This is a genomic window from Streptomyces sp. NPDC032126, assembly GCF_055580085.1.
The window spans coordinates 127,529-151,020 of sequence record NZ_JBVIMA010000006.1 but is presented as its reverse complement, the minus strand read 5'-3'; the positions used below and the strand labels follow the sequence as shown (position 1 = coordinate 151,020).

Here is a 23,492-nt window from a genome sequence, read left to right as displayed (position 1 = left end):
CGCAGTGTCCGGCCCGGTACGACACTCCGGAGTTTCCGACGGGCGGCCCGGGGGCGTTCGCCCGGCCCTATAAAGGGCTGCATGACGGAAGAAGCCGCGGCCACCCCCGCCCCCACGCACTGGAAACTCGTCATCGACTGCGCCGACCCGCACGCGCAGGCCGACTTCTGGGCCGGCGCGCTGCACTACACGGCCGAGGACAACAGCGCCCTCGTCGAGCGGCTGCTGGAGCTCGGCGCGCTGCCGGGCGCGGCCACCGTCGAGTACCACGGGCGGCCGGCGTTCCGTGACCTGATGGCCGTACGACACCCCGACGACCCCTATGACGAGCAGAGCGGCACCGGACTGGGCCGGCGGCTGCTGTTCCAGCGGGTGCCCGAGGCCAAGACCGTGAAGAACCGGCTCCATCTCGATCTGCATCCCGGCGAGGGGCGCCGCGCGGCGGAGGTCGAACGGCTGCGGGCGCTCGGCGCGAGCGTGCTGCGGGAGGTCGAGGAGCCCTCCGGGGAGTGGGTGGTGATGGCGGACCCGGAGGGCAACGAGTTCTGCGTGCACTAGGGACTTTCCTTCGGATCCGGCCGGGGCCGCCCGCATCGGTCCCGGTATCCGAACTTCCTGTCCAGATAGCGCTCTTGACGGAGAGTCAGTCACAGCTTCACCATCCAGGCACCCCATTCACTGTGGACACCCTGTGGCGAACCCACGGGGTCTCCCTCGGAATCCGGAGCCCCCCCACCATGAAGCTCTCCGTTTCCGGGCGGGCGTCGGCCGCTGCCGTCGTGGCCGCCGTCACCCTCCTCGCCACCGGGTCCATAGCCGACGCGGCGCCCGACTCCCCGACGGTCGCCGCGGCTCCCGACATCCCCGTGGCCAACGTCAAGGCGCATCTGGCCCAGCTCCAGTCCATCGCCACCGCCAACGGCGGCAACCGGGCGCACGGCCGCGCCGGTTACAAGGCGTCCCTCGACTATGTGAAGGCCAAGCTGGACGCGGCCGGATTCACCACCACCGTCCAGCAGTTCACGTCCTCCGGCCGTACCGGCTACAACCTCGTCGCCGACTGGCCCGGCGGTGACACCACGCAGGTCATCATGTCCGGCTCGCACCTCGACAGCGTGACGGCGGGTCCCGGCATCAATGACAACGGATCCGGCTCCGCCGCCGTCCTGGAGACCGCCCTCGCCGTGTCCCGCGCCGGCTACCACCCCACCAAGCATCTGCGGTTCGCGTGGTGGGGCGCCGAGGAACTCGGCATGATCGGATCCCGGTACTACGTCAACAACCTGTCCTCGACGAACCGTTCACGCATCAAGGGCTATCTGAACTTCGACATGATCGGGTCGCCGAACCCCGGCTACTTCGTCTACGACGACGACCCGGCCATCGAGCAGACCTTCAAGAACTACTACGCCGGCCTCGGCATCCCCACCGAGATCGAGACCGAGGGCGACGGCCGCTCCGACCACGCGTACTTCAAGAACGCCGGGGTCCCTGTGGGCGGCCTGTTCTCCGGGGCCGACTACGTGAAGACGTCGGCCCAGGCGGCCAAGTGGGGCGGTACGGCGGGCCAGGAGTTCGACCGCTGCTACCACTCCTCCTGCGACACCTCGGCCAACATCAACGACACGGCCCTGGACCACAACGCGGACGCGATCGCCTACGCGGTGTGGGCCCTGTCGTCGTAACGCCCAAGGTCTGAAGGAGGGGCCTAGTCGGGCCTAGTCGCCCTTGGCCCGTGCCCGGTCCGCCAGGCGGAGCATCCGGGCGCGGGCCGACTCCAGCTGTTCGGCGTCCTCTGCCGCGGGGCTGCCCTCCTCGGCCGCCAACTCGGTCCACAGGCCGAGGAGTTCGGTCCCCAGGTTCAGCCCCTGGAACGGGTCGCGCACGGCCCGCCAGGCGGACGCCGCGCTCTGTACGTTGCCGTAGGCGGCCTCGGCGTCCCCGGCGCGGCGGTGGATCCCGGCCAGGTCGACGGAGACATGGAAGGCGCGGAGCGGGTCACCGGCCAAGTAGGCGATGTACGCGGTGAGTTCGCGCAACCTGAGCACCTCGGGGTGCTCGGGTCCGAGCGTGCCCGACGCCTCGACGACGGTCCGCTCGGCCATCTGGGCCGCCGCGTCTATCCGCCCGGCCCGCACGGCCGCGTTGATCCGCGCCACCGGCTCCCCGAGCAGCACGGGCACCCCGTCCTTGCCGGAGAGCGTACGCGGATCCTCCCCGAGCACGGCTTCGGCAACGGCGTCGAATCCCCGGGCGGGGGTGGGCTTGGGGTCGGGGTCGGGATCGGGGGTGGCAGAGGGGTTGGGGGTGACAGAGGGGGCTGGGCTCGCGTCCATCGTGGGCGGCGGTCCGAAGACCCCGGTCGGGGCGAGGACGGTACCCGGCGCGGGCGGAGTGTCCGGCGTGGCCTGGACGCCCGGTGCCGACGGCGTCTCCCGCTCCACCGGCGCCTCGACCGCCCGCAGCCGGAATGTGGGCGCGGAGTCGACGACGGCCGACCGCTCGGGATCGACGGGGTCGACGCGATCAACGGGTTCGACGGCGGCGCCGGGCTCGGCCCCACCGACCGGCACCCCCGGCACCCGAGGCTCAGTGACCGCCGCCGCGCCCCCTTGCCTGGCCGCCTCCCCCAGCACCCCCATCCGTACCGGCTCCCCCGAGAAGTGGCTGGAACCGTCCGTCTCGACGCGCAGCGGGACGACGTAGCCGATGCGGGTGTCGTGGACCGTGGCGAGGACCGGGTGGCCGGTCGCGAGGGCGATGCGGTGGAGGTGGCGCAGGACCGCGTGCTGGATCTCCTCCTCGCCGGTCGCGATGACCGGCACTCCGCCGATCGTCGCCCCGGCCGCCCCCGCACCGGGGACACGCACGTCGAGCGGCACCACCACGGCGGCGGCCGGTCCGGCGCCGCGCCGGTCTTCCCGCTTCTTCTCGCGGCTCAGTCGAGACATCGGTTCCCTCACACTCGGATGCGTGGGGAAGCCGTACGGCTCACGCTCCCCAGCGTCACGATCCGGTCGTACACGTACTGTTGAGTCTCTCCGCTCACCCCCGGCGGGCGCGTCACCACGACGTCACAGCCTCGTTCCAGGAATCCACCGGGGCGCGGGGCCGGGGTCGGGGTCGGCGACACGAGGAGGGGCGGGGCGGATGCGTACGACGGACGGCGGTCAGCGCGGGCCGGAGATCTGGATCCGCGGCCCGGTCACCGTACCGCCCGAGGAGCGGCCGTACGATCCGGCGGCCGCCCACGCCCCCTCCCCGCGCCGCTTCTCGTGGCTGGCCACGCACGGCGGAGCGGGCGCGACCACGCTGGCCGCGGTGTACGGCGGACACGACTGCGGCCGCGACTGGCCGGGGCCGGGCGCTCCGGCGTCGGTCCTGCTGGTGGCCCGCACCCACGTCACCGGCCTGGAGTCGGCGCTGCGCACGCTGGAACTCTTCCGGCGCGGCGAGGCCCCCTACGGCCTGGACCTGGACGCGGTGGTCCTGGTCGCGGACGCCCCGGGCCGGCTGCCGCGCCCGCTGGCGCACCGCGTGGGGCTGATCGAGTCGGTCATCGACGTGTACCGGGTGCCGTGGCACGAGGCATGGCGTCTGGGCGACCTGACGGGTCCGCCACCGCGCGGTACGGAGGCACTGGCGCGACTTACATGCGCACGCATATAATGCGTGAGCAATTACAGGCGTGCGCCGAGCAAGCGAGGTTCGCCGAGCGATCGAGGTCCGCCGATCAGCCGAGGTCAGGGAGAGCAAGCGAGATGACCGCACCGACCCGTCGATTCCTGTTCGTGCTCGGCAGCAGCCGCGGCGACGGCAACACCGAGCTGCTCGCCCGCCGGGCCGCCGAGCAGCTCCCCTCCGACGTCGAGCAGGAGTGGATCAGCCTGGCCGACCATCCGCTGCCCGACTTCACCGACCGGCGCCACGACAGCGACCACGTGCGCCCCGTCGAGGGCGCCACGGCGCTCCTCCTCGACGCCACGCTCGCCGCGACGGACATCGTCATCGCCTCGCCGCTGTACTGGTACTCGGTCTCCGCCCACACCAAGCGCTACCTGGACCACTGGTCGGGCTGGCTGCGCACGCCCGGCGTCGACTTCAAGGCGACGATGGCCGGCCGCACCCTGTGGGGCGTGACCGCGCTCGCGGACGACGAGCCGTCGGTCGCCGACCCGCTGGTGGGCACCCTGCGCAACTCCGCCGCGTACCTGCGGATGCGCTTCGGCGGGGTGCTGCTCGGCAACGGCAGCGCGCCCGGTGACGTACTGAAGGACGAGCGGGCGCTGACGCGGGCCAAGACCTTCTTCGCGGGCGAGGGCTCAGGCTGAGGCTGAGGCTGAGGCTCAGGTGGTGATGTCCTTCGTGGTGAACCGCGCCCAGGCCGCCGAGCCGAAGACGGCGGCGTAGAGGGCCTGGAGTCCCAGGTTCTTCTGCAGGTCGTCCCAGTAGACGGGGTCGCGCATCAGGTCGGCGAACGACAGCCAGTAGTGCGGGAAGAGGTAGGGCTGGACCGCGTGCAGCTGGGGGATCTGGTCGACGATCTGCACGGTGATCAGCAGCCCGACGGTGGTGGCCATCGCCGCGATGCCGCTGCCGGTGAGGGTGGAGACGAACAGTCCCAGCGCCGAGACTCCGACCAGGGAGGCGGCGACCACCAGTGCGATCAGCAGCGCCCTGCCGAGACCCTCACCGAAGCCGATACGGGTACCGGAGATGGTGGTGAGGTCCCCGAGCGGGAAGAGCAGCGCCCCGACCGCCAGCGCCGACACGGCGACCACGAGGGTGGCGACCAGACAGAAGGCGAGCGTGGTCACGTACTTGGCGAACAGCAGCCGGGTACGGCCGGCCGGGGCGACGAGCAGATAGCGCAGGGTGCCCGCGCTCGCCTCGCCGGCGATGGCGTCCCCCGCGACGACCCCGACCGCCATGGGCAGGAAGAAGGGGAGCGTGGCGGCGAGCGCGGTGAAGACCAGGAACAGGCCGTTGTTGGTGACCTGCGCCATGAAGGCCGGGCCCGCCTCGCCGCCCCCGCCGCCGGGTCCCTGCCCCGAGCCGCCGTCCGACTCGATCTTCACGGCGATGCCGATGAGCACGGGCACGGCGGCCAGCACCCCGAGCAGCGCGAGGGTCCGCCAGCGCCGCAGGGTGACGAGGAACTCGCTGACGAAGAGCCCGAGCGTCCAGAACGCCCGCACCCGCACGGCCCCCGTACCGGTGACCTCAGCCGTCGACATCGAACCCCTCCCCCGTGAGCTCCACGAACGCGTCCTCCAAGGAGGCCCGCTGCACGCCGAAGCCGCGGACGCGCACGCCCGCGGCCACCAGCGCCGCGTTCAGCTCGGCGGGCTCCCGCTCGGGCGGCTCCCCCGTGACCCGGTCCCGCTCCTCCTCCACGACGATGTCGCCGACCCCCTGTTCCTTCAGCACCCGTGCCGCGTCCCCCGTGTCCGGGGTGGTGACGACGAGCCGTCCGCGCGCCCGGGCTGCGAGCTCGGCGACCTCGCCCTGGGCGAGGAGCCGTCCGCGGGCCATGACGGCGGCGTGCGTGCACACCTGCTCGATCTCGTCGAGGAGGTGGGAGGAGAGGAAGACGGTGGTGCCGTCGGACGCCAACTCCCTGACCAGCGACCGGATTTCCCGCATGCCCTGCGGGTCGAGACCGTTGGTCGGCTCGTCGAGGACGAGGAGCCGGCGCGGCTGGAGCAGGGCGGCGGCCAGGCCGAGCCGCTGTTTCATGCCGAGCGAGTAGGCGCGAGCCTTCTTCCCGGCGGCGGCCGTGAGTCCGACCCGCTCCAGCGCGGCCCCGACCCGGGCCCGCCGGGTGCGCGGGTCGGCGGTCGGGTCGGCGGCGTCGTAGCGCTGGAGGTTGTCCCGGCCGGACAGGTGCCCGTACAGGGCGGGCCCCTCGATGAGGGCCCCGACCTGCGGCAGGACGGTGCGCGCCGCCCGGGGCATGGGCTGCCCGAGCACCCGTGCCGCACCGGAGGTCGGCTCGATCAGCCCCATCAGCATGCGGATGGTGGTGGTCTTGCCGGAGCCGTTGGGCCCGAGGAAGCCGAAGACGCTGCCCCGAGGGACGGTCAGATCGAGGGAGTCGACGGCCAGGTGCCCGCCGCGGTACCGCTTGCTGAGCGCACGGGTGAGGATGACGGCGCCGTCGTCGTGGACCTGCACGAACCCCCTCTTTCCTCGGTCAGCCCTGGTTGGCGGCCTTGACGAGGGCGTCCTTGGTGACGGCGCCGACGTAGACCTTGCCGTCGTCGGTGACGAGGGCGTTGACGAGACGGGTGGAGAAGACCGTGCCGGAGCCGAACTTGCCGGAGACCTTGTCGCCGAAGGAGCCGAGGAATTTCCCGAACCCGCCGAGGTCGTCACCGCCGGAGGCGGGCGCGGAGGGGATGCCCTGGCCGCCGGTGTCGAAGGTGGCGACCGAGTCCCAGCCGTCGCCGAGGACGTTGAGCCCGCCGAGGTCACCGGCGCCGGGGGCGAAGTGCTCGAAGTCCCCGTCCCGCAGCCCCTTCGGCTCCTTGTGGCCCTTCTCCTCCTCGGTGACCTCGGCGCCCTTGGGCGGGGTGAAGTCGAAGGTGGAGGCGGCGGGCTTGGCGAAGCTGACCTGGGTGAAGCCGGCGTCCACCACGGCGGCGCCGCCGGCGGCCGGGGTGAGGGTGAACTTCAGGGGCACGCCGGTGCCGGAGTCCACGGCGATGCTGATGGCACCGACGGTGGAGTCGGCGTCCTTGGGCTTGATGACCAGCTTGTAGGCGTCCCGCCCGGCGACATGCACGGTGCCGTCGACGGAGACGGACGTGGTGGAGTCGACCGCCTTGAGCGCCTGGTCGGCGAGCTGACCGGGGGTCAGGGAGCCGGTGGGGTCCTTCTTCTCGCCCTTGGCGTCCTGGGCGGGGGCGGTGGAGTGGTAGACGGAGTTGGAGGAACTGTCGTACCCCCACAGGTCCTTGCCGTTGTGGATCAGGGAGTACTCGGCGGCGTGCTCCAGCAGGGAGACCTTCTGCCGGTCCGGTCCGTCGGCGGCGACGCGCAGGGTGTGCGTGCCGGTGGCGAGTTCGGTGAGGTGGGCCGAGGGGTCGGCGGAGGAGCCGTCGCCCGCGCCGCCGGCGGCGGAGGCGAGGCCGCCCGCGAGACCGCCGAGGTCGGGCAGGCCGAGGTCGGTGCTGACCTTCACGGTGCCGGAGAACTGTTCTACGTCCGAGGCGGCGATCTTCTCGATGAGCTGCTGTGCGCTGATCTCGGGGAGGTCGGGGTCGCCGGAGTCGGCGAGGGCGGGTACGAGGCCGATGGTCGCGGCCGCGACACCCACGACGGTGACCGGAACGGCGTACCGGACCAGCTTGCGCCGCCCGGAGCCCGGGGTGTCCTCGGATGAGTACGGTGCCATGTGTGCCTTACCTCCGTTGTCGGCGGCGGCTGAGCCGCCATTCTCACCCGAATCGGTGAGCAGTGGTGATATCCGCACTCCCATCTGACCAAATCCCCCGCCCTCGAACGTCACCCCTCGGACTCAACTCCACGTACGACTGCGGTATGACACGAGGGAGTTGGGGGGTGGGGTGACCCGTAGGGGTCGGGGGTGGGGAGAAGGCAAGGACGGCGTCAGCAGGAGGGGCGCAGGGGCGAAGCCCCGCCGGGGGGCGACCCCTCCACCCACCGAGTCGGGTGGGTGGGGAAGCTCCTCTCAACCCGCCCGGTGCACCACCGCATCGCACAGCTCCACCAACGCCGCCTTCGCCTCGCACTCCCGCAACGGCGCCAACGCCGCCCGCGCCTCCTCGGCGAACCGCACCGTGTCCCGCCGAGCCTGCTCCAGCGCCGGATGCTCCCGCAGGGCCCGCAGTGCCTCCGCGTGCCGCGCGTCATCGCTCAGGTCGGAGTCCAGCAGCTCGCACAGCGCGATGTCCTCCGCCAGCCCCAGCCGCGCCGCCCGCTCCCGCAGCCGCAGCACGGGCAGCGTGGGGATCCCCTCGCGCAGGTCGGTCCCCGGGGTCTTCCCGGACTCGTGCGAGTCGGACGCGATGTCCAGCACGTCGTCGGCGAGCTGGAAGGCGACCCCCAGCCGCTCCCCGTACTGGGTCAGCACGTCCACGACCGTCTCGTCGGCGCCGGACATCATCGCCCCGAACCGGCAGGACACCGCCACGAGCGACCCGGTCTTGCCCGCGAGCACGTCGAGGTAGTGGTCCACGGGGTCCCGCCCGTCGGTGGGCCCGGCGGTCTCCAGGATCTGGCCGGTGACCAGCCGCTCGAACGCCAGGGCCTGTACGCGGACCGCCTCCGGCCCGAGGTCGGCGAGGATCTGCGACGCGCGCGCGAAGAGGAAGTCACCCGTGAGGACGGCCACGGAGTTGCCCCAGCGGGTGTTCGCGCTGTCGACCCCGCGCCGCACGTCGGCCTCGTCCATGACGTCGTCGTGGTAGAGCGTGGCGAGGTGGGTGAGCTCCACCACAACGGCGGACGGCACGATTCCGGGCGCGTAGGGGTCCCCGAACTGCGCCGCGAGCAACACGAGCAGTGGCCGGAACCGCTTCCCCCCCGCTCGTACGAGGTGCTGCGCGGCCTCCGTGATGAACGGGACCTCACTCTTGGTGGCGTCGAGCAGGCCCTCCTCGACAGCCGCCAATCCAGCCTGGACATCGGCTTCGAGAGCCTGGTCCCGCACGCTCAGCCCGAACGGCCCGACGACGGTCACGAGGGATCTCCTGTCTGCTGGCGTCTACCGGCGATTACACGGTTTGTCGATAGGTCGCTGCCATCACTCAAGTCAGCGTATCCGGTCACCTTTCGATCACCGCCAGCCCCCACGGTTAGGCCAGTCGAAAAGAGACCCTTGAACCACTTGCCCGATTCACCCCCACTTGCCCCTGCCGGTGACATGACTCACTTCACCCACATGGGCCACACGCACCCCCACCTCCCCCACCCCCCAGCCCCCGCACGCGAGTTGAGGCTTGGCACTAGCAAAGGATCAAGCACCCCAAACACCCCACACCAAGGTCAACAGCCCCATTCCATGATTCCGGCTCTTGTTCCCGACATGTGCTCTCGCATACGTTCCCGCCGAGCCGGGCGGACGCCGAATCCTGCCGCCGCCCGCACACCCGACGAGAGACCAGCGGCAGGAGCGGGGGACCCAGGTAAGCCGCCGGACCGCACGTCCATGGACAGCACGTCCACGGACGGCGCGGCACGGCTCGGGGTGAAGTCGTGTCGCCGTACGGCGGCCCGGCCGGGCAGCTCCCGCCCGAACCCGACAGCTCACCTCGCAGGCGACGGAGAGGAAATCCGCACCATGCCCGCTTCCGCCCTGCCCACTTCCGCCGCGCCCGCCTCCGCCGAAGCGCGGCGCCGCCGCCCCGGCCGGCTCGCCCGCAAGCTCGCCGTCCTCGGCACCGGCGCCGCCGTACTCGCCCTCCCCCTCATCGGCGCGACCAGCGCGTCCGCGGCCCCGCAGACCGCGGTCACCGCCACCTCGCTCGGCTACGCCGACAACCTCGACGGCTGGATCCGCGCATCCCTCCAGGTCATGGCGCAGCACGGCATCCCCGGGTCGTACGACGGCATCTACCGCAACGTCATGCGGGAGTCCTCCGGCAACCCGGCCGCCATCAACGACTGGGACTCCAACGCGGCCGCCGGCACCCCGTCCAAGGGCCTGCTCCAGGTCATCGACCCGACCTTCCTCGCGTACCACGTGTCCGGCACCTCGTACGACCCGTACGACCCGGTCGCGAACATCACCGCGGCCTGCAACTACGCGGCCGCCCGCTACGGCTCGATCGACAACGTCTTCGGCGCCTACTGAGCCCTGCCCTCAGGCAAACAACCGTTCGAGGACGACGGCCACGCCGTCGTCCTCGTTCGACAGGGTCACCTCGTCGGCCACCGCCTTGAGCTCCGGGTGGCCGTTGGCCATCGCCACGCCGTACCCCGCCCAGTCGAACATCGGGATGTCGTTCGGCATGTCCCCGAAGGCGATGGTGTCCCGCGGCGCGACGCCGAGGTGCTCGGCCGCCAGCGCCAGCCCTGTCGCCTTGGTGATCCCGCACGGCTGGAGCTCCACGGTGCCCGGCCCGGACATGGTGACCGTCGCGAGCGAGCCGACCGCCGAACGCGCCGTCGACGCCAACTCGTCGTCGGACAGCTCCGGATGGCGCAGCAGCACCTTGCTGATCGGCGCGCACCACAGATCCTCGCGCCGCCCGACCCGCAGCGCGGGCAGGGTGGGGTGCGGCATCCGGTAGCCCGGCTCGATCAGGGTCAGCCCGTCGACGCCGTCCTGGTCGACGGCCGCGTACACCTGGCCGACCTCGGCCTCGATCTTGCCGAGCGCGGTCTCCGCCAGCTCCCGGTCCAGGGTGACCGACCACAGCAGACGGTCGGCGCCGGCGTCGTACAACTGCGCGCCCTGTCCGCACACCGCGAGCCCCCTGCCGCGCAGGATGTCCAGCAGCGGCCGTACCCGCGGCGCGGGGCGGCCGGTCACCACCAGGTGCCGGGCGCCGGCGTCCGTGACGCGCGCGAGCGCGTGCAGCGACCGGTCGGAGAAGGTGTCGTCGCCGCGCAGCAGCGTTCCGTCCAGATCGGTGGCGACGAGCGAGAAAGCGGGGCGGTCGGGGCGGTCGGCGGATGCGGTGGGTGCGGCCATGATCAGAGAATACGGATCCCACGAGCCCACCGACTCACGCCCGTTTCACCCCAGTTCACGGGCGTCGGCTTTTTCGCGCATCGCCGGGTACAGGGCGGTTAAAGGCCTCTGCACCGGTTGGCAACAAGATGCTCCGCTACCTACCGCGGGACGCGGCTTGAGCGGTACCGTCCAGATGTCCAGGGGGGACTTGATCGGGGGGTCAGGTTGAACAGTGGGCGCATCCGTGTGCTGCCGCCGGGCGAGCTCGGCGAGGGGGAGAAGGAGCGGTGGCGGGCGCTGCGCGCGCTGTCGGCCGCTCCGCGCAATCCGTTCATGGAACCGGAGTTCACCGACGCCGTGGGCCGCGTACGACCGCGGTCGCGGGTGGCGGTGGTGTACGAGGGGCGCGAGCCGGTCGGCTTCCTGCCCCATGAGCGCGGCCCGTTCGGCGTGGGCCAGGCGCTCGCCTACGGCGTCTCCGACGCGCAAGGGGCCGTACTGGGACCGGGACTCGGGCTCGACCCGGCCGAACTCATGCGGGCCTGCTCGCTGTCCACGTTCGCCTTCGACAACCTGGAGGCGGAACAGGGCCTGTTCGTCCCGCACGCGGCCGCCGAGTACGCCGCGTACGTCATCGACGTGGAGAAGGGCTACGACACCTACGAGTCCGTCCTGCGCGAGCAGTCCCCGAAGTTCCTGAAGACGACGCTCGCCAAGGAGCGCCGGCTCGGCCGCCAGGTCGGCGAGCCCCGATTCGTCTTCGACGAACGCGACCCGGCCGCCCTGCGCACGCTCATGGCGTGGAAATCCGCGCAGTACCGCAGGACCGGCCGCCGCGACCGCTTCGCCCAGGAGTGGATCAGCCGGCTCGTGGACACGCTCGCCGCCACCCGCGCCCCGGAGTGCACGGGCACGCTGTCCGTCCTCTACGCCGGTGACCGGCCGGTCGCCGCCCACTTCGGGCTGCGCTCGTCGACGGTCCTGGCCTGCTGGTTCCCGTCGTACGACATCGAGCTGGCGAAGTACTCGCCCGGTCTGGTGCTGCATCTGCGCATGGCCGAGGCGGCCGCCGCCGAGGGCATCGGCCTGCTCGACCTGGGGCGCGGCGCGGCCGAGTACAAGGACGCGCTGAAGACCGGGGAGATCCCGGTGTACGAGGGGGCGTGGACGCGTCCGGGGGTGGGCGCCGCGCTGCACTGGCTCAGCCGTGAACCCGCGCGCCGGGCACACCACTTCGTGCGCAACCGACCGAGGCTCGCCGCGGCGGCCGCACGCGCGCTGAAGGGCGCGGGCCGGCTGCGCCGGGCATGACACGCCAGGGGGGAGGGTGGATGTCCCGCGCGACAGACACCGATCAGGAGATACGGCGGTTCCTCGCCGTCAGTCCCGTCCAGATCGCCGAACTCGACCTCGGCCCGGACGACACCGACGCCACGCTCAGACCCGGCCCGGGCAGCCCGCCGATCACCCACGGCGAGGTGTTCGTGCTGGTCAGGAGGGGCGGGCAGCCGGTCGGCACGCTGCTGGGGCGGGTACCGGAGGGCGCCGACCCGAGGACCGTGCTCACGAGCCTCGCGGGCTCCGTGACGCACTCCGGGGCAGCCGTCCCGCGGGTCGTCGCCCCGCAGGTCGTCCCGCCGCCGTCGGCGACCGTCGTGATCGCCACGCGCGAGCGCGCCGCCCGGCTCGCGCACGCGCTCGACTCGATGCTCGCCCAGGACCACCCCGACTTCGACATCGTCGTCGTCGACAACGCGCCCGTCACGGACGCCACCCGGGACCTGATCGAACGCAAGTACGCCGAGCGTGTGCGCTACGTCCGCGAGCCGGTCCCGGGCCTCGCCATCGCCCACAACAAGGGCATCGGGGAAGCGCGCGGCGAGGTGATCGCCTTCACCGACGACGACGTGGTCGCCGACCCGCGCTGGCTCAGCGAGCTGACCGCGCCCTTCGCCGCCGACGCCCGCCTCGGCTGCGCCACGGGCCTGATCCTGCCGGCCCGGCTGCGCACCCCCGCCCAGGTCCTGCTGGAGAGCCACGGCGGCTTCGCGAAGGGCTTCGCGCCCCGGACGTACGACCCCGCCCGCCCGCCCGCCGGGGAGCCGCTGTTCCCGTTCACCGCGGGCCGCTTCGGGTCCGGCGCCAACATGGCGTTCCGTACGAGCGTGCTGCGCGCGGTCGGCGGCTTCGACCCGGCGACCGGCGCGGGCACGCCCGCCCGGGGCGGCGACGACCTCTACGGCTTCGTCCGCGTCCTCGCGCAGGGCCACCGGCTGCACTACACGCCGTACGCCCTCGTCTGGCACCACCACCGGGAGACCTGGCGCGATCTGGAGACCCAGGCGTACGGGTACGGCGCCGGGCTCACCGCCTACCTCACCGCGATCCTGGTCAACAGCCCCGGCCTGCTCCCCGCGTTCCTGGCCCGCCTGCCCCGAGGCCTCGCCTACGCCCGCACCCTGACGGCGACCCGCGAGACCGAGACCACCACTCCGGGTGACCACGCCGAGCGCCATCACCCGTGGCCGCGCCGCCTGTCCCGCCTTCAGCGGCGCGGCATGGCCTACGGCCCGATCGGCTACCTGCGCGCCCGGCGGGCCCTGCGGGCGGCACTGCGGGAGGCGGGACGATGAGCCGGGTGGAGTCGGACGCCGGGTCCGGGGCGAGGGGAACCGCGCGTGCTGAAGGTACGGCGGGTCCGTCGAGCATCCCGGTGTTCCTCTACCACGCCGTGATGAACGAACCACCGGACTGGATCGCCGAGTTCACCGTCACGCCGAAACAGTTCGCCGCGCATCTCGACGCCGTCGTCGACAGCGGCCGTACGCCCGTCACCATCAGCGCGCTCGCCGACCACCTGGCCGGACGGGCGCCGCTGCCGGCCCGGCCCGTGCTGCTCACCTTCGACGACGGCTTCGCCGACCTGCCCGGCCCGACCGCCGAGGCGCTGGCGGCACGGAACCTGACCGCCACCGCGTATCTCACCACCGGGGCCATCACTCCCGGCGGGCACAGTCTGCTGCCGCCCGCGCCGATGATGACCCTGGACCGGGCCGCCGAGCTGGAACGATCCGGCATGGAGATCGGCAGCCACACCGTCACCCACGCCCAGCTCGACACGCTCGCCCCCAAGCGGCTGGCCCATGAGCTGCGTACGTCCCGTGCGGTGCTGGAGGACGCCCTCGGCCACCACGTCCGCCATCTCGCCTACCCGCACGGCTACAACGACGGCCGGGTGCGCCGTATGGCCGCCGCGGCCGGATACGAGACGGCCACCGCCGTACGCCACGCCCTCAGCTCCGACCGGGACGAGCGCCACCGCATAGCCCGCCTCATCGTCCGCCGGAGCCACACCGTCACCGAGGTCGAGGAATGGCTGTCGGGCCGGGGCGCCCGGATCGCCCCGTACCGCGACAGCGCGAGAACGACGGCCTGGCGCTGGTACCGCAAGGCCCGCGCGGCGGCGAGGGGGCCCGTGTTCGCGGGCTGAGCGGACGCGCCCCGCAAGGGGCGCGGGGACCTGCGCGACCAGCCACGGACGACCCGCGCACGCGAGCCGGTCCCTCACCCGAGCGGCTGATTGAGATACGGATCCTCGACCGCCTTGCGCAAGCTGTCCCACGCCTGATCGTTGGCGACGGCCAGATCACAATGCGGCCCGGGATCCCGGTAGTTCCACTGAAGAGCGGCCTTGACCCCGTCGAGCCCCTTGAGCACCGCCGGCACCTGCGCGTACCACTGCGCCTGCCGCCCCGGCCGCGACGGATCGTTCGCCGTCCCGAACTCGGACAGCATCAGCGGCTTGTCATCGGATATGTGCCGCCGGATCCAGTCGTGCGTGGCGGTCTGCGTCTGCGCGAAGGACAACCAGCCGGTGCCGTGGCACTGGAAGTAGTTGTACTGGTTGTAGCCGATCCAGTCGACGTAGGCGTCGCCCGGGTACAGCTGCTCGATCAGCTCGCCGTGGCCCAGATAACCGGTGGTGATCCAGGTCCAGACGACGTTGTCGACGCCGAGCCGCCGGAACCGGTCGTGGATGTGCCGATAGGCGCCGACGTAGTCCTGGGGGCTGCCGTTGGCCGGTGTCCGGGTGTCCATCTCCAGGTCAAAGGAGAGGAAGACCTTCCGGCCGGTGCGCTGCCCGTACTCCTTGACGCGCCGGGCCTGCACATCGATGACGGACGTGTCGAGCCGGCCGGCCGCTATCTGCCTCCAGGTGGGCTGCTGGGTCGCCGTGCCGCCCCACCACTTGCTCTCCCAGGACAGCAGCAGCAGATGGTCCTCGCCCACGCGCTGTTCCTCCTCGGTGAGCAACTGCCCTTCCTGACGCCCACCTTGGCCGAGGGACATGTCGTGGTACGTGTACACGATGTCGAGCGTGCGGCCCACGTGCTTCTCGTAGGCGCGGACCTTCTGGCGCAGATCTCCCTTCGTGTGCGGGACGAAGGCGCCGAACCAGGCCCCGCAGGGCGGTTCCAGCAGCGCCGTCGGCGCACACCGCCCGCCCTGCGGCGCGAACCGCGAACCGGACGTCCGCCCGGGCCCGTCAGCGGAATCGTCCGTCGCGGAGTCACGCAGGAGCAGTACGGCCGTCAGCACCGCGCACACGGCCAGGGCACCGACGACCAGCGTCCGCCGGCGCCTGAGCAGGGGTGGTAAAGGGTGGAACAACCGGTAGAACACACGGTGGAACGACCTCACGGGGCAGTACCCTTCGCTGTCCTGGGCGGAGAGGCGCGCAGCCGCGGGCAGAACGCCGCGACGGTGGTCAGCAGCGTGAGTGTCAGCAGGACGCGCTGCGCGCTGAAGGCATGCGTGGCGATGTACGCCGTCGAGACGACGAGGACGACGGCCACGCTCAGGAAGATCATCAGCATCAGCCGCTCCAGCAGGTCGGAGCGGTGTTCGAAGCCGGGATCCCGGCGTTCGACGGGTCCCTCCGCGGGCCGCGCGCCGAGCGCGGGCCCGCAGATTCTGATCAGGGCCGCGCCCGGCCCGGCCGCCAGGAAGAGCGCGACCGCGGTGCCGCGCAGCGGGGAGCCGTCCGGCAGCGCGACCGAGGCGAGGGCCAGCCAGCCACCGACCGGGGGCAGCATGCGGATCACGAGCTCCTGCGGCGTCATGGGGGTCACCGGCCCGCCTCCTTCCGCTCCTTGAGCGCATAGGCCGTACCGGCGCCGTTGCGCGCCACGACCTCGAACAGCGGTGACCCGGCGACCGACCGCTGGACGCGGTCGAGCTGCGCCTTGGTGAGCAGCCCGTTCATCTCCGCGTTGGCGTACTGCCCCTGCGTCAGCACGAGATAGGCCCGGCCCGGCGACTCGACGGCGGACATGTCCGACGCGAGGGTGCGCGCGGGGTCCTTGAGGATGAGGTCGACGTGGGCGCGGGAGTCGTCGAGGAACCAGTAGTGGTCCACCCGCCAGTAGTCGGCGAACGCCAGCGGGTAGTTCCGGTCGGCCGCCACGACCAGCGAGCCGTCGGGCGCCCGGTCGAACACCCCCTGGACCAGATCGACCTCGGCGGGCGGGAAGTAGCTGATGCGGTCCTTGCCGGAGTAGCTCGGCACGAAGGCGAGCGTGCCGGCGACAAGGGCGAGCAGCGGCAGCCACGTGAAGCGACGGGACAGCGCCGCCGCACCCGCCGGAGTCGTGCGTACGCCGGCGGCCTCCGCGTCCGCCTCCAACGCGGCCAAGGTGCGCACCTGCGGCAGGAGCGCGGCGGCGGCGAAGAAGCAGGCCCCCGGCAGCATGAACATCAGCACCCGGAAGATCATCTCGCTGCCGTAGCTGCTGGCGGCGAACATCGGCAGCGGTGCGGCCGCGAGCAGGAGCAGCGGCGTCGCGCGGTGCCGCAGCACCGGCTGGCGCAGGGCACCGACGACGGCGAGGAGCAGGGCGGAGGCCGACAGCAGCCGCGCCACCCAGGACGTCGTCACCGCGCCGGTGCCGGTCGGCGTGGCGTCGTACCCGGTGGCGACGTTGCCGCCGATGTCGCCGACCGAGCGCAGCATGTCCGGCATGGTCGCCGACAGGAACGGCAGGGCGGCGGTCGCACACCACGCGACGAAGATCACGGCGGTGGTGATCAGCGGGACCTTGTCGCGGTAGCGGCGGGTGAGGAAGAGCGCGGCGAGGGAGACGAGCAGCATGGCGGGCGTGAGCTGGTGCGAGACCACGATCGCCACGACCATCAGGGTGAGCAGCACGGTCCACACGGCCTGCCGCTGCGGAGCGCCGCCCGCTCCACCGGTCCGGTAGCGCCGCAGCACGACCGCGAGCACACCGAGGTGCAGGGCGAAGGCGACGGACTGCGGTGAGAAGTAGTCCTGGCCGACCCAGTTGGCGATGTAGAAGATCCAGACGGCGGTCCAGACGAGCCGCCGGTCCTCGGTGAAGGTGCGGTAGATCAGCAGCAGCGGGAGCAGCAGCATCAGGCTGGAGACGAGCGGCCACCAGGCCATGAACCGGTCGGCGGAGTCCACGCCGAACAGCTTCACCAGGGCGGCCTGGGCGGCGAAGAACCCGGGCCACTGGTCGTAGACGGCCATGTCCCCGAGGACGTCCTCGCTCTGGAGGTGGCCGGCCGTCAGCAGGTGGTCGATGACGGCGTCGTGCTTCCACGCCCACGCGTACAGCGGCTCCGGATAGAGCACCGCCTGGGTGGCGCGCTCCATGACGAGCAGCCCGAGCACATACGCCGGCGCCCACGCCGCGTGCCGCCGGGGGTTGCTGACGGTGAACCAGAACCCCGCCGTGAGCAGGACGAGCCCCGCCCAGAAGGCCGGGTGCAGCGCCCCGACCAACCCGAAGTCGCCCAGCCCGTCGATGTCGGTGTGCGTGACGGCGACGCCCCACAGTGCGAGCGCCGCGACCAGCGCGGACCCCGGCCACGCCCCGATCCCCCACCAGGGCCGCACGACGGGCAGATCGGCGAGGTCGCCCATGTCGACCCCGGCCCGCCCCGGCGACACCGACTCGGCGAGGGAGGGCCCCGAGACAGCGGCGGAGGCCTCGGAGGGGGTGGTGATGGGTGCGTGAGAGGGCGTGGGGGCGGGTGTAGCGGAGGGTGTGGGGGAGGGCTGGGCGGAGGGCGCGGCGGCGAGAGCGGCCCCCCGCGCTCCGACGGGAGCGGCGGCCCCGGGCCCCGCTTCCGCCGGATTCCCCGACCCTGCCCCCTTGGACAGCTCCAACGTCGCGTCCCCCGACCGCCGTTCGGCGGGCGACCCGGTGACCGGCGGCGGCACCCCGAGCACCGGCGCCCGGTGCACCGGCACGGGCACGGCGTCCTCGGGCTCCTCGCCGACCACCGTCGACTCGGCCACCCCCGGCGTCGGCTTGTGCTGCCGCCGCTCCGGCTCCGGCTCCCCTTCGCTCACCCCGGGGACAGGTCCTCGTTCCGGTTCTGGTCTGCCCCTCGGTGTGGTTGGTGGACGCACGACGGTTCCCCCCGACGTTTCGGTTCTCGAAAGCTTGATCAGGCGCTCGATCGGCCCTTTTCGTCCAGGTCACGCACGGTCGGCTCGGCGCGGCGCAGCGACAGCAGCAGAACGGTCATGAACAGCAGCGCGAGCGCGGGCAACGCGACCGGCGCGAGCGCCTCCCGCCACGCCCAGCCCCCCACCGCGGCGAGATACACGAGCCCCCAGCGCGCCGCCCACGGCAACCGCCCGCCCCTGAGCCCGAGCAACTGCCACAGCACGACAAGCAACAGCAACTGGAAGACCGGCGGCGCCCAACGCAGCAGCGGCCCGGGCCCGTCGATGCCCGCCGCCTGCGCGAGGAAACGGGCCGTTTCCCTATAGAACGTCCCACCCACCGGATCCGGTTCCCGCCCGAGCGCGACCGGTATCGCGTACAGGGCGAGCACGGCGGCCCCCAGCGCGGTCCCGGGCAGCCACGGCTCCTGGCGCAGACACAGCGTCACCGACGCGGCGTACAGCACGAGCAGCACGACCACCGCGCCCAGCGCCCCGACGGGCAGCGCGTCGAGCATCTCGCGCCCGCCGAGCAGCCCGCCCGCGCCGATCGCGGGCCCGTCCCCGAGCCAGGGCAGATGGCGCGTCGTCACCGCGAACACGGCGACCGAGGCGGCGAGCAGCCACCACAGTCCCCCGCGCAGCCGGCGCTGCCCCGCCTCGGACCACAGCCCGCGCGCCGCGTACTCCGGCTCCGGTTCGCTCGTTCCGCCCCCGAAGCCGCCCCCTGATCCGCGCCTGTCCAACGGCCCGTCGGACGCCGGCCGTTGCCGCCGTACGATCATCGCGAGCGTGTCGGCCTCCAGCGCCTCCCGCTCGTATCCCGGGCGCCCGATGAACAGCGCGACGGTGTCCTCGTCGAACTCCCCCTGATCGTGCGCCGCCCGCCCGGCCCACGTGGTGCCATACCCGGCGGTGGCGTTCAGCCGTGCCCACCGGGTGCCGTAGCCGGGAGTGGGGGCGGCCCCGGCGGCCGTGCCGGTGTCCATGTCCGTGGACGGGGACGGTGGCGCGGACCTGGACGTTGGCGTGGGGCCCGCCTCGGCGGCTACCGAGGACCCGACGCGAGGCGGCCTCCTGCCGGTGCTTCCGGGCCGGGCGTCCTCCGGACGCAACGCGCGCCGCAGCCCCACCACCGACACGGCCGCGATCAGCGTCATGCTGAGCAGCACCGCCCAGCCCGCGCCCGCGATCCCGGCCGGGGCGAACAGCGCGGCCGCGCTGCCCAGGACGAGGGCGCACATCGCGCCCTGGAGCGCCGCGAGCACCCCCGTGCGCCCCTGTACGCGCAACACGCCGATGTACAGCTCGACCACGACCCTCGGCAGCGCCCCGGCGGCGAGCAGCCGCAGCACGGTGGTGCCGTGTTCGGCGTAGTTCTCGTCGAACGGCATGAGGATCCGCGGCGCGAACAGCACCAGCACCGCGACCACCGGCACCAGCAGCAGCGTCATCCGCCGCAGCGCCCCGCGCACCCCGTCGACGAGATGGCGCGGATCGTGCGAGGCGTGCGCGGTGAGCGAGGAGGCCATGTTGATGGCCATGAACTCCATCGTGCCGCCGACGGTGTACGCCACGTAGAAGTAGCCGTTCTCGGCCGCGCTGAAGCGCACCGCGACCATCACCGGCAGCAGGTTGATCATCGCCAGGCTGAACAGCGCGCCCAGGGAGTCCCCGGCGAGGAAGCGGCCCATCTCCCGCAGACGGGGCGGCTCCAGGTGCCGGTCGGCGGCCTCCTGGCGGGGAATGAGCCGCCGGAAGATCAGCCAGCCCAGCGGCACCGTCGAGAAGGCGATCGCGACCGCCCAGGACACGAAGATCCCGAGCACCGGCAGCGCCGTCGCGAAGACCACCAGCAGGATCAGCTTGCCGATCGAGAACACCGCGTTGCCCAGCGGCACCCACCCGGATCTGCGCAGCCCGGTCAGCACCCCGTCCTGGAGGGTGAGCAGCGCCCACGCCACGCATGCCGCGACGAACGCCGCCCCCGCCGCCGGCGTCCCCAGTGGCGCGTACGAGTCGCCCCACAGGCCGAGCGTGAGCAGGAAGACCACGGCCGCGACGGTCACGACCACCGAACTCGCCGCGTACGCCCGCCACACCAGCGACCCCGTCGCCCGTCCCGCGCGCGGCACGAACCGGACGACGGCGCCGATCATCGTGGTCGCCGTGATGCTGGCCAGCAGCCTCATCGCGGCGATCGCGGCCGAGCCCTGTCCGACGGCCTCCTCCGAGTAGTAGCGGGCGGCCACGAGCCAGAAGCCCAGGCCGAGCACGGCGGAGACAGCGGTGCTGAGCATCAGGAAGTACGCGTTCCTGAACAGCGAGTCGGCGGCCGGCGCCCCCGCGCCGGACCCCGTCCCCTCCCGGCCCCCGGCCGGCCCGCCGGGCCCCATGGGCTCCGGCACCTCGATCTCGGCCGATGTCCCGGCCCTGGTGTCAGCCACGGGGCGGCTCCAGCCCTCCCGGTGCCTCGGCCGGCCGCGCCCCGGACTCCTCCAGCACCCGCACCACCTCACGGGCGCGCAGCGGATCCACGGGCAGCGCGTGCCGTGCGAACCAGCGCGCCCCCTCGGGACGGGGCGACACATCGGTGAACCTCGCGCCCGCGTAGTCGTCCAGCGGCGGGTCGTACAGATACCCGACGACGATGCCCCGCCGGGCCAGCGCCGCCCTCGCCGCGTCCCGGTCCGCGACGAACAGCGGCACCCGGAAGAGCGGTTGGCCCCCCTCCCGGGCGGGCCGCGCCCACCGCGTCGACAACAGCAGCTCGGTGCCCTCCCGGCAGGCGGCCAGCACCTCGTCGAGCCGGTCGAGTCGGCGCTGGACCCGGCCCAGTCGCAGCCCTCCGGACCGCAGCCGGTAGTCGTGCATGTCGACCCGCACCCACGCGTCGTGTGCCGTGAGATCCGGCGCCGCGTCGACCGCGCGGGCCAGCTCCCCGGGGCGCAGCGGCATCCGGATCCCCTCGCGCTCCATCCGGCCGAGCAGCCTCAGCGTCGCCCAGGCCGCCCGCCGCAGCCCCAGCCCCCGCACCGCCGCCTCGGCGTACGGCCGGACGGCGTAGGCGAGTTCAGCGGTGAGCCGGCCCGGCAGCAGCAGATCCGCGCAGGTCTTCTCCAGGGCCTCGCGCAGTCCCGGATCGGCGCAGGACAGGAATCCCCCGGCCTTCGCCCCGACATGCTTGGACAGGCTGAAGACGGAGGCGTCCCCCCAGGCCCCGACCGGCCGGCCGCCGCTCCGGCTGCCGACGGCGTGCGCCGCGTCCTCGAACAGCGGGATGCCCAGCGCGTCGCACCGCTCCCGCAGCCGCGACGCGTCGTCCGGGTTGCCGTAGAGGTTCGCCGTCAGGACCGCCGACAGCGAACCCCACACCTCGTCGGGCACGGCATCGATGTCGATGGACGCGTCCAGCGGGTCGAGCGGCGCCTGCACGGGCCTGAGGCCCGCCGCGAGCACCACGAAGAAGATCACGTCGTCGTTGACCGGCGACATCAGCACCCGTCCGCCGGGCGGGCACCAGTGGCGCAGGGCCACGAACAGCCCGAACCGGCACGACGGCACGTACACGCATTCCCGGCCGAGTCTGCCGCGCATGGTCGCTTCCAGCCGGTTCAGCTGTGCGCCACGCCGCGCGGACCCGAGGCCGGCCTCCCCAATGGCCATCCGCCCCCCAAGACGTGCCGTGCGAGAGCCCCCTCCCCGAGACCCTCCGGCACCCGCCCAGAGTCTCCCCGTTCGCACCGCTCCGTCAAGATTGCGCACCGGCCTGTGGATAACTTCCCGTACCCGCGTGGTCGCGGAGAGCTGTGGGCCGGGCGGGATCCAGGACGAGGCCCGGGACGCCGTGCGAGGTGCGATGTCGGCGGGCTCACCCCTCCCACCTCGTGCCTCCCGCGCACCCTCGGCCGTAACGTGTGGCCCGGCTCTCCGCACCCGCGGAGCACCCGCGAGCACCACATGGCGAACATGAAAGCGAGGCAGCACCCGATGCCCCCGTTCGACCTCCCCGAGGGCGACCCCTTCGGCCCGCACAACCTTCCGTACGGCGTCTACTCGCTCCCGGACGCCCCCGAGGAGCGCACCGTCGGCGTACGGCTCGGCGACCACGTCCTCGACGCGGGCGCCGCCGCACGCGCGCTCGGCTCGCCCCACGCCCCCCTGCTCGCCCGCCCCACCCTCAACCCGCTGCTCGCGGCGGGCCGCACCACCTGGTCGGAGGTACGGCGCACCCTCACCGAGGCGGTCACGGACCCGGCGCACCGCGAGGCGGTCACCCCGCTGCTGCGCCCCCTGTCCTCGGTGACCCTGCACCTGCCCTTCGAGGTCGCCGACTACGTCGACTTCTACGCCTCCGAGAACCACGCCCGGAACGTCGGCCAGATGTTCCGCCCCGACGCGGCCGACTCCCTGACGCCCAACTGGAAGCATCTGCCGATCGGTTACCACGGCCGCTCCGGCACGGTCGTGGTCTCGGGGACCGATGTCGTCCGTCCCGCCGGGCAGCGCAAGGCCCCCACGGACCCCGCCCCGGTCTTCGGCCCCTCGGTCCGGCTCGACATCGAGGCCGAGGTCGGCTTCGTCGTCGGCGTGCCCTCCCCCATGGGCAGCCCCGTGGGCCTCGACGGCTACCGCGACCACGTCTTCGGCCTCTGCCTGCTCAACGACTGGTCCGCCCGCGACATCCAGGCCTGGGAGTACGTCCCCCTCGGCCCCTTCCTCGGCAAGTCCTTCGCCACCTCGGTGTCCGCCTGGATCACCCCGCTGGAGGCGCTGGAGGAGGCCCGCACCGCACCGCCGCAGCGCACGCACCCCCTGCTGCCCTACTTGGACGACGCGGGCACCGAACCCGCCGGCTACGACCTGCGCATCTCGATCTCGATCAACGGTCATGTGATCTCCGAGCCCCCGTTCTCCACCATGTACTGGACCGCCGCCCAGCAACTCGCCCACATGACGGTCAACGGCGCGTCCCTGCGCACCGGCGACCTCTACGGCTCCGGCACGGTGAGCGGCCCCGCCGAGCGCGAGCGCGGCTCCCTGCTGGAGCTGACCTGGAACGGCCGCGACCCCCTCGAACTCCCCGACGGCAAGCGGACGTTCCTGGAGGACGGCGACGTGGTGACCCTCTCCGCCTGGGCGCCGGGCCCGGACGGACGGCGCGTCGGCCTGGGCGAGGTCACCGGCCGCGTCACCGCAGGCTGACGCCCACGCCCCACGCCGTCATACTGGCGGCGGGCACGATCCCGCAGAGCCCGCCGCCCCGCACCAGCCGAGCACCACCCGAGCACCACCTCGAGTCGATCGCACCGCCCGATCACCACCCCAAGCCGACCGCGCCACCGAGCACCACCCCAAGCCGCCGCACCA

At 72.7% G+C, this 23,492-nt stretch carries 20 protein-coding genes; 9 read left to right on the top strand and 11 right to left on the bottom strand.

Annotation, left to right across the window (positions count from 1 at the left end; all coding sequences use genetic code 11):
* Nucleotides 1-81: 81 nt before the first annotated feature.
* Both ACZ5NW_RS23070 and ACZ5NW_RS23065 read left to right on the top strand, forming a co-directional pair.
* Nucleotides 82-558 (top strand): VOC family protein, encoded by a 477-nt coding sequence (locus tag ACZ5NW_RS23070; RefSeq protein ID WP_468745779.1) that lies wholly within the window; start codon nt 82-84, stop codon nt 556-558.
* Between the two features lie 179 nt (nt 559-737).
* Entirely contained in the window at nt 738-1,685 is a 948-nt protein-coding gene (locus ACZ5NW_RS23065; protein ID WP_468745778.1) for a M28 family metallopeptidase, read from the top strand.
* A gap of 33 nt (nt 1,686-1,718) precedes the next feature.
* Here ACZ5NW_RS23065 and ACZ5NW_RS23060 read toward each other — a convergent pair whose 3' ends face one another.
* A complete protein-coding gene (locus tag ACZ5NW_RS23060) occupies nt 1,719-2,951 on the bottom strand; it encodes a tetratricopeptide repeat protein (RefSeq protein ID WP_468745777.1) in 1,233 nt (410 codons plus the stop codon).
* Nucleotides 2,952-3,150: 199 nt separating this feature from the next.
* Between ACZ5NW_RS23060 and ACZ5NW_RS23055 the strand changes: the two genes are divergently transcribed.
* Together ACZ5NW_RS23055 and ACZ5NW_RS23050 are read left to right on the top strand one after the other, a co-directional pair.
* The gene (locus ACZ5NW_RS23055; protein WP_468745776.1) at nt 3,151-3,669 is read left to right on the top strand and encodes a DUF6668 family protein; all 519 of its coding nucleotides are present in this window, start codon (nt 3,151-3,153) and stop codon (nt 3,667-3,669) included.
* A 92-nt stretch (nt 3,670-3,761) separates the two neighbouring features.
* Nucleotides 3,762-4,331, top strand: a complete 570-nt coding sequence (locus ACZ5NW_RS23050; RefSeq protein ID WP_468745775.1) for a flavodoxin family protein — start codon at nt 3,762-3,764, stop codon at nt 4,329-4,331.
* Nucleotides 4,332-4,346: 15 nt separating this feature from the next.
* Here ACZ5NW_RS23050 and ACZ5NW_RS23045 read toward each other — a convergent pair whose 3' ends face one another.
* The 4 genes from ACZ5NW_RS23045 to ACZ5NW_RS23030 form a co-directional block, all read right to left on the bottom strand.
* Nucleotides 4,347-5,237 carry an ABC transporter permease gene (locus ACZ5NW_RS23045; RefSeq protein ID WP_468745774.1) on the bottom strand — a complete coding sequence of 297 codons (891 nt, stop codon included), beginning with the start codon at nt 5,235-5,237 and terminating at the stop codon, nt 4,347-4,349.
* Complete coding sequence (locus tag ACZ5NW_RS23040) at nt 5,224-6,177, bottom strand: ABC transporter ATP-binding protein (RefSeq protein ID WP_468745773.1); 954 nt, start codon at nt 6,175-6,177, stop codon at nt 5,224-5,226. The genes ACZ5NW_RS23045 and ACZ5NW_RS23040 overlap by 14 nt, the downstream gene beginning before the upstream one ends.
* A gap of 19 nt (nt 6,178-6,196) precedes the next feature.
* Complete coding sequence (locus tag ACZ5NW_RS23035) at nt 6,197-7,399, bottom strand: LolA family protein (protein ID WP_468745772.1); 1,203 nt, start codon at nt 7,397-7,399, stop codon at nt 6,197-6,199.
* Between the two features lie 297 nt (nt 7,400-7,696).
* Nucleotides 7,697-8,707: a polyprenyl synthetase family protein gene (locus tag ACZ5NW_RS23030; RefSeq protein WP_468745771.1), complete on the bottom strand. Its 1,011-nt coding sequence runs from the start codon at nt 8,705-8,707 to the stop codon at nt 7,697-7,699.
* Nucleotides 8,708-9,307: 600 nt separating this feature from the next.
* Between ACZ5NW_RS23030 and ACZ5NW_RS23025 the strand changes: the two genes are divergently transcribed.
* Complete coding sequence (locus ACZ5NW_RS23025; protein ID WP_468745770.1) at nt 9,308-9,820, top strand: transglycosylase SLT domain-containing protein; 513 nt, start codon at nt 9,308-9,310, stop codon at nt 9,818-9,820.
* 9 nt (nt 9,821-9,829) lie between these two features.
* Here the strand turns inward: ACZ5NW_RS23025 and ACZ5NW_RS23020 are convergent, their stop codons facing one another.
* Nucleotides 9,830-10,663, bottom strand: a complete 834-nt coding sequence (locus ACZ5NW_RS23020) for an HAD family hydrolase (RefSeq protein WP_468745769.1) — start codon at nt 10,661-10,663, stop codon at nt 9,830-9,832.
* A gap of 207 nt (nt 10,664-10,870) precedes the next feature.
* Here ACZ5NW_RS23020 and ACZ5NW_RS23015 point away from each other — a divergent pair, with 207 nt between their 5' ends.
* From ACZ5NW_RS23015 to ACZ5NW_RS23005, 3 genes are all read left to right on the top strand, one after another.
* The gene (locus ACZ5NW_RS23015) at nt 10,871-11,956 is read left to right on the top strand and encodes a GNAT family N-acetyltransferase (protein ID WP_468745768.1); all 1,086 of its coding nucleotides are present in this window, start codon (nt 10,871-10,873) and stop codon (nt 11,954-11,956) included.
* Between the two features lie 20 nt (nt 11,957-11,976).
* The gene (locus ACZ5NW_RS23010; protein WP_468745767.1) at nt 11,977-13,278 is read left to right on the top strand and encodes a glycosyltransferase family 2 protein; all 1,302 of its coding nucleotides are present in this window, start codon (nt 11,977-11,979) and stop codon (nt 13,276-13,278) included.
* Between the two features lie 101 nt (nt 13,279-13,379).
* Entirely contained in the window at nt 13,380-14,135 is a 756-nt protein-coding gene (locus ACZ5NW_RS23005; protein ID WP_468745766.1) for a polysaccharide deacetylase family protein, read from the top strand.
* A gap of 74 nt (nt 14,136-14,209) precedes the next feature.
* On the opposite strand, the gene ACZ5NW_RS23000 is transcribed toward ACZ5NW_RS23005, so the two are convergent.
* From ACZ5NW_RS23000 to ACZ5NW_RS22980, 5 genes are all read right to left on the bottom strand, one after another.
* A complete protein-coding gene (locus ACZ5NW_RS23000) occupies nt 14,210-15,346 on the bottom strand; it encodes a glycosyl hydrolase (RefSeq protein ID WP_468745765.1) in 1,137 nt (378 codons plus the stop codon).
* Nucleotides 15,343-15,768 (bottom strand): hypothetical protein, encoded by a 426-nt coding sequence (locus ACZ5NW_RS22995; protein ID WP_468746161.1) that lies wholly within the window; start codon nt 15,766-15,768, stop codon nt 15,343-15,345. The genes ACZ5NW_RS23000 and ACZ5NW_RS22995 overlap by 4 nt, the downstream gene beginning before the upstream one ends.
* Nucleotides 15,769-15,773: 5 nt before the next feature.
* Entirely contained in the window at nt 15,774-18,023 is a 2,250-nt protein-coding gene (locus tag ACZ5NW_RS22990) for a glycosyltransferase (RefSeq protein WP_468745764.1), read from the bottom strand.
* A gap of 98 nt (nt 18,024-18,121) precedes the next feature.
* On the bottom strand, nt 18,122-20,518 hold the full coding sequence (locus tag ACZ5NW_RS22985; RefSeq protein WP_468746160.1) for a lipopolysaccharide biosynthesis protein: 2,397 nt from the start codon (nt 20,516-20,518) through the stop codon (nt 18,122-18,124).
* Nucleotides 20,519-20,561: 43 nt separating this feature from the next.
* Nucleotides 20,562-21,788 carry a DegT/DnrJ/EryC1/StrS family aminotransferase gene (locus ACZ5NW_RS22980; protein ID WP_468745763.1) on the bottom strand — a complete coding sequence of 409 codons (1,227 nt, stop codon included), beginning with the start codon at nt 21,786-21,788 and terminating at the stop codon, nt 20,562-20,564.
* Between the two features lie 324 nt (nt 21,789-22,112).
* On the opposite strand from ACZ5NW_RS22980, the gene fahA reads away from it, so the two are divergent.
* Nucleotides 22,113-23,327 (top strand): fumarylacetoacetase, encoded by a 1,215-nt coding sequence (gene fahA, locus ACZ5NW_RS22975; RefSeq protein WP_468745762.1) that lies wholly within the window; start codon nt 22,113-22,115, stop codon nt 23,325-23,327.
* Nucleotides 23,328-23,492 lie beyond the last annotated feature (165 nt).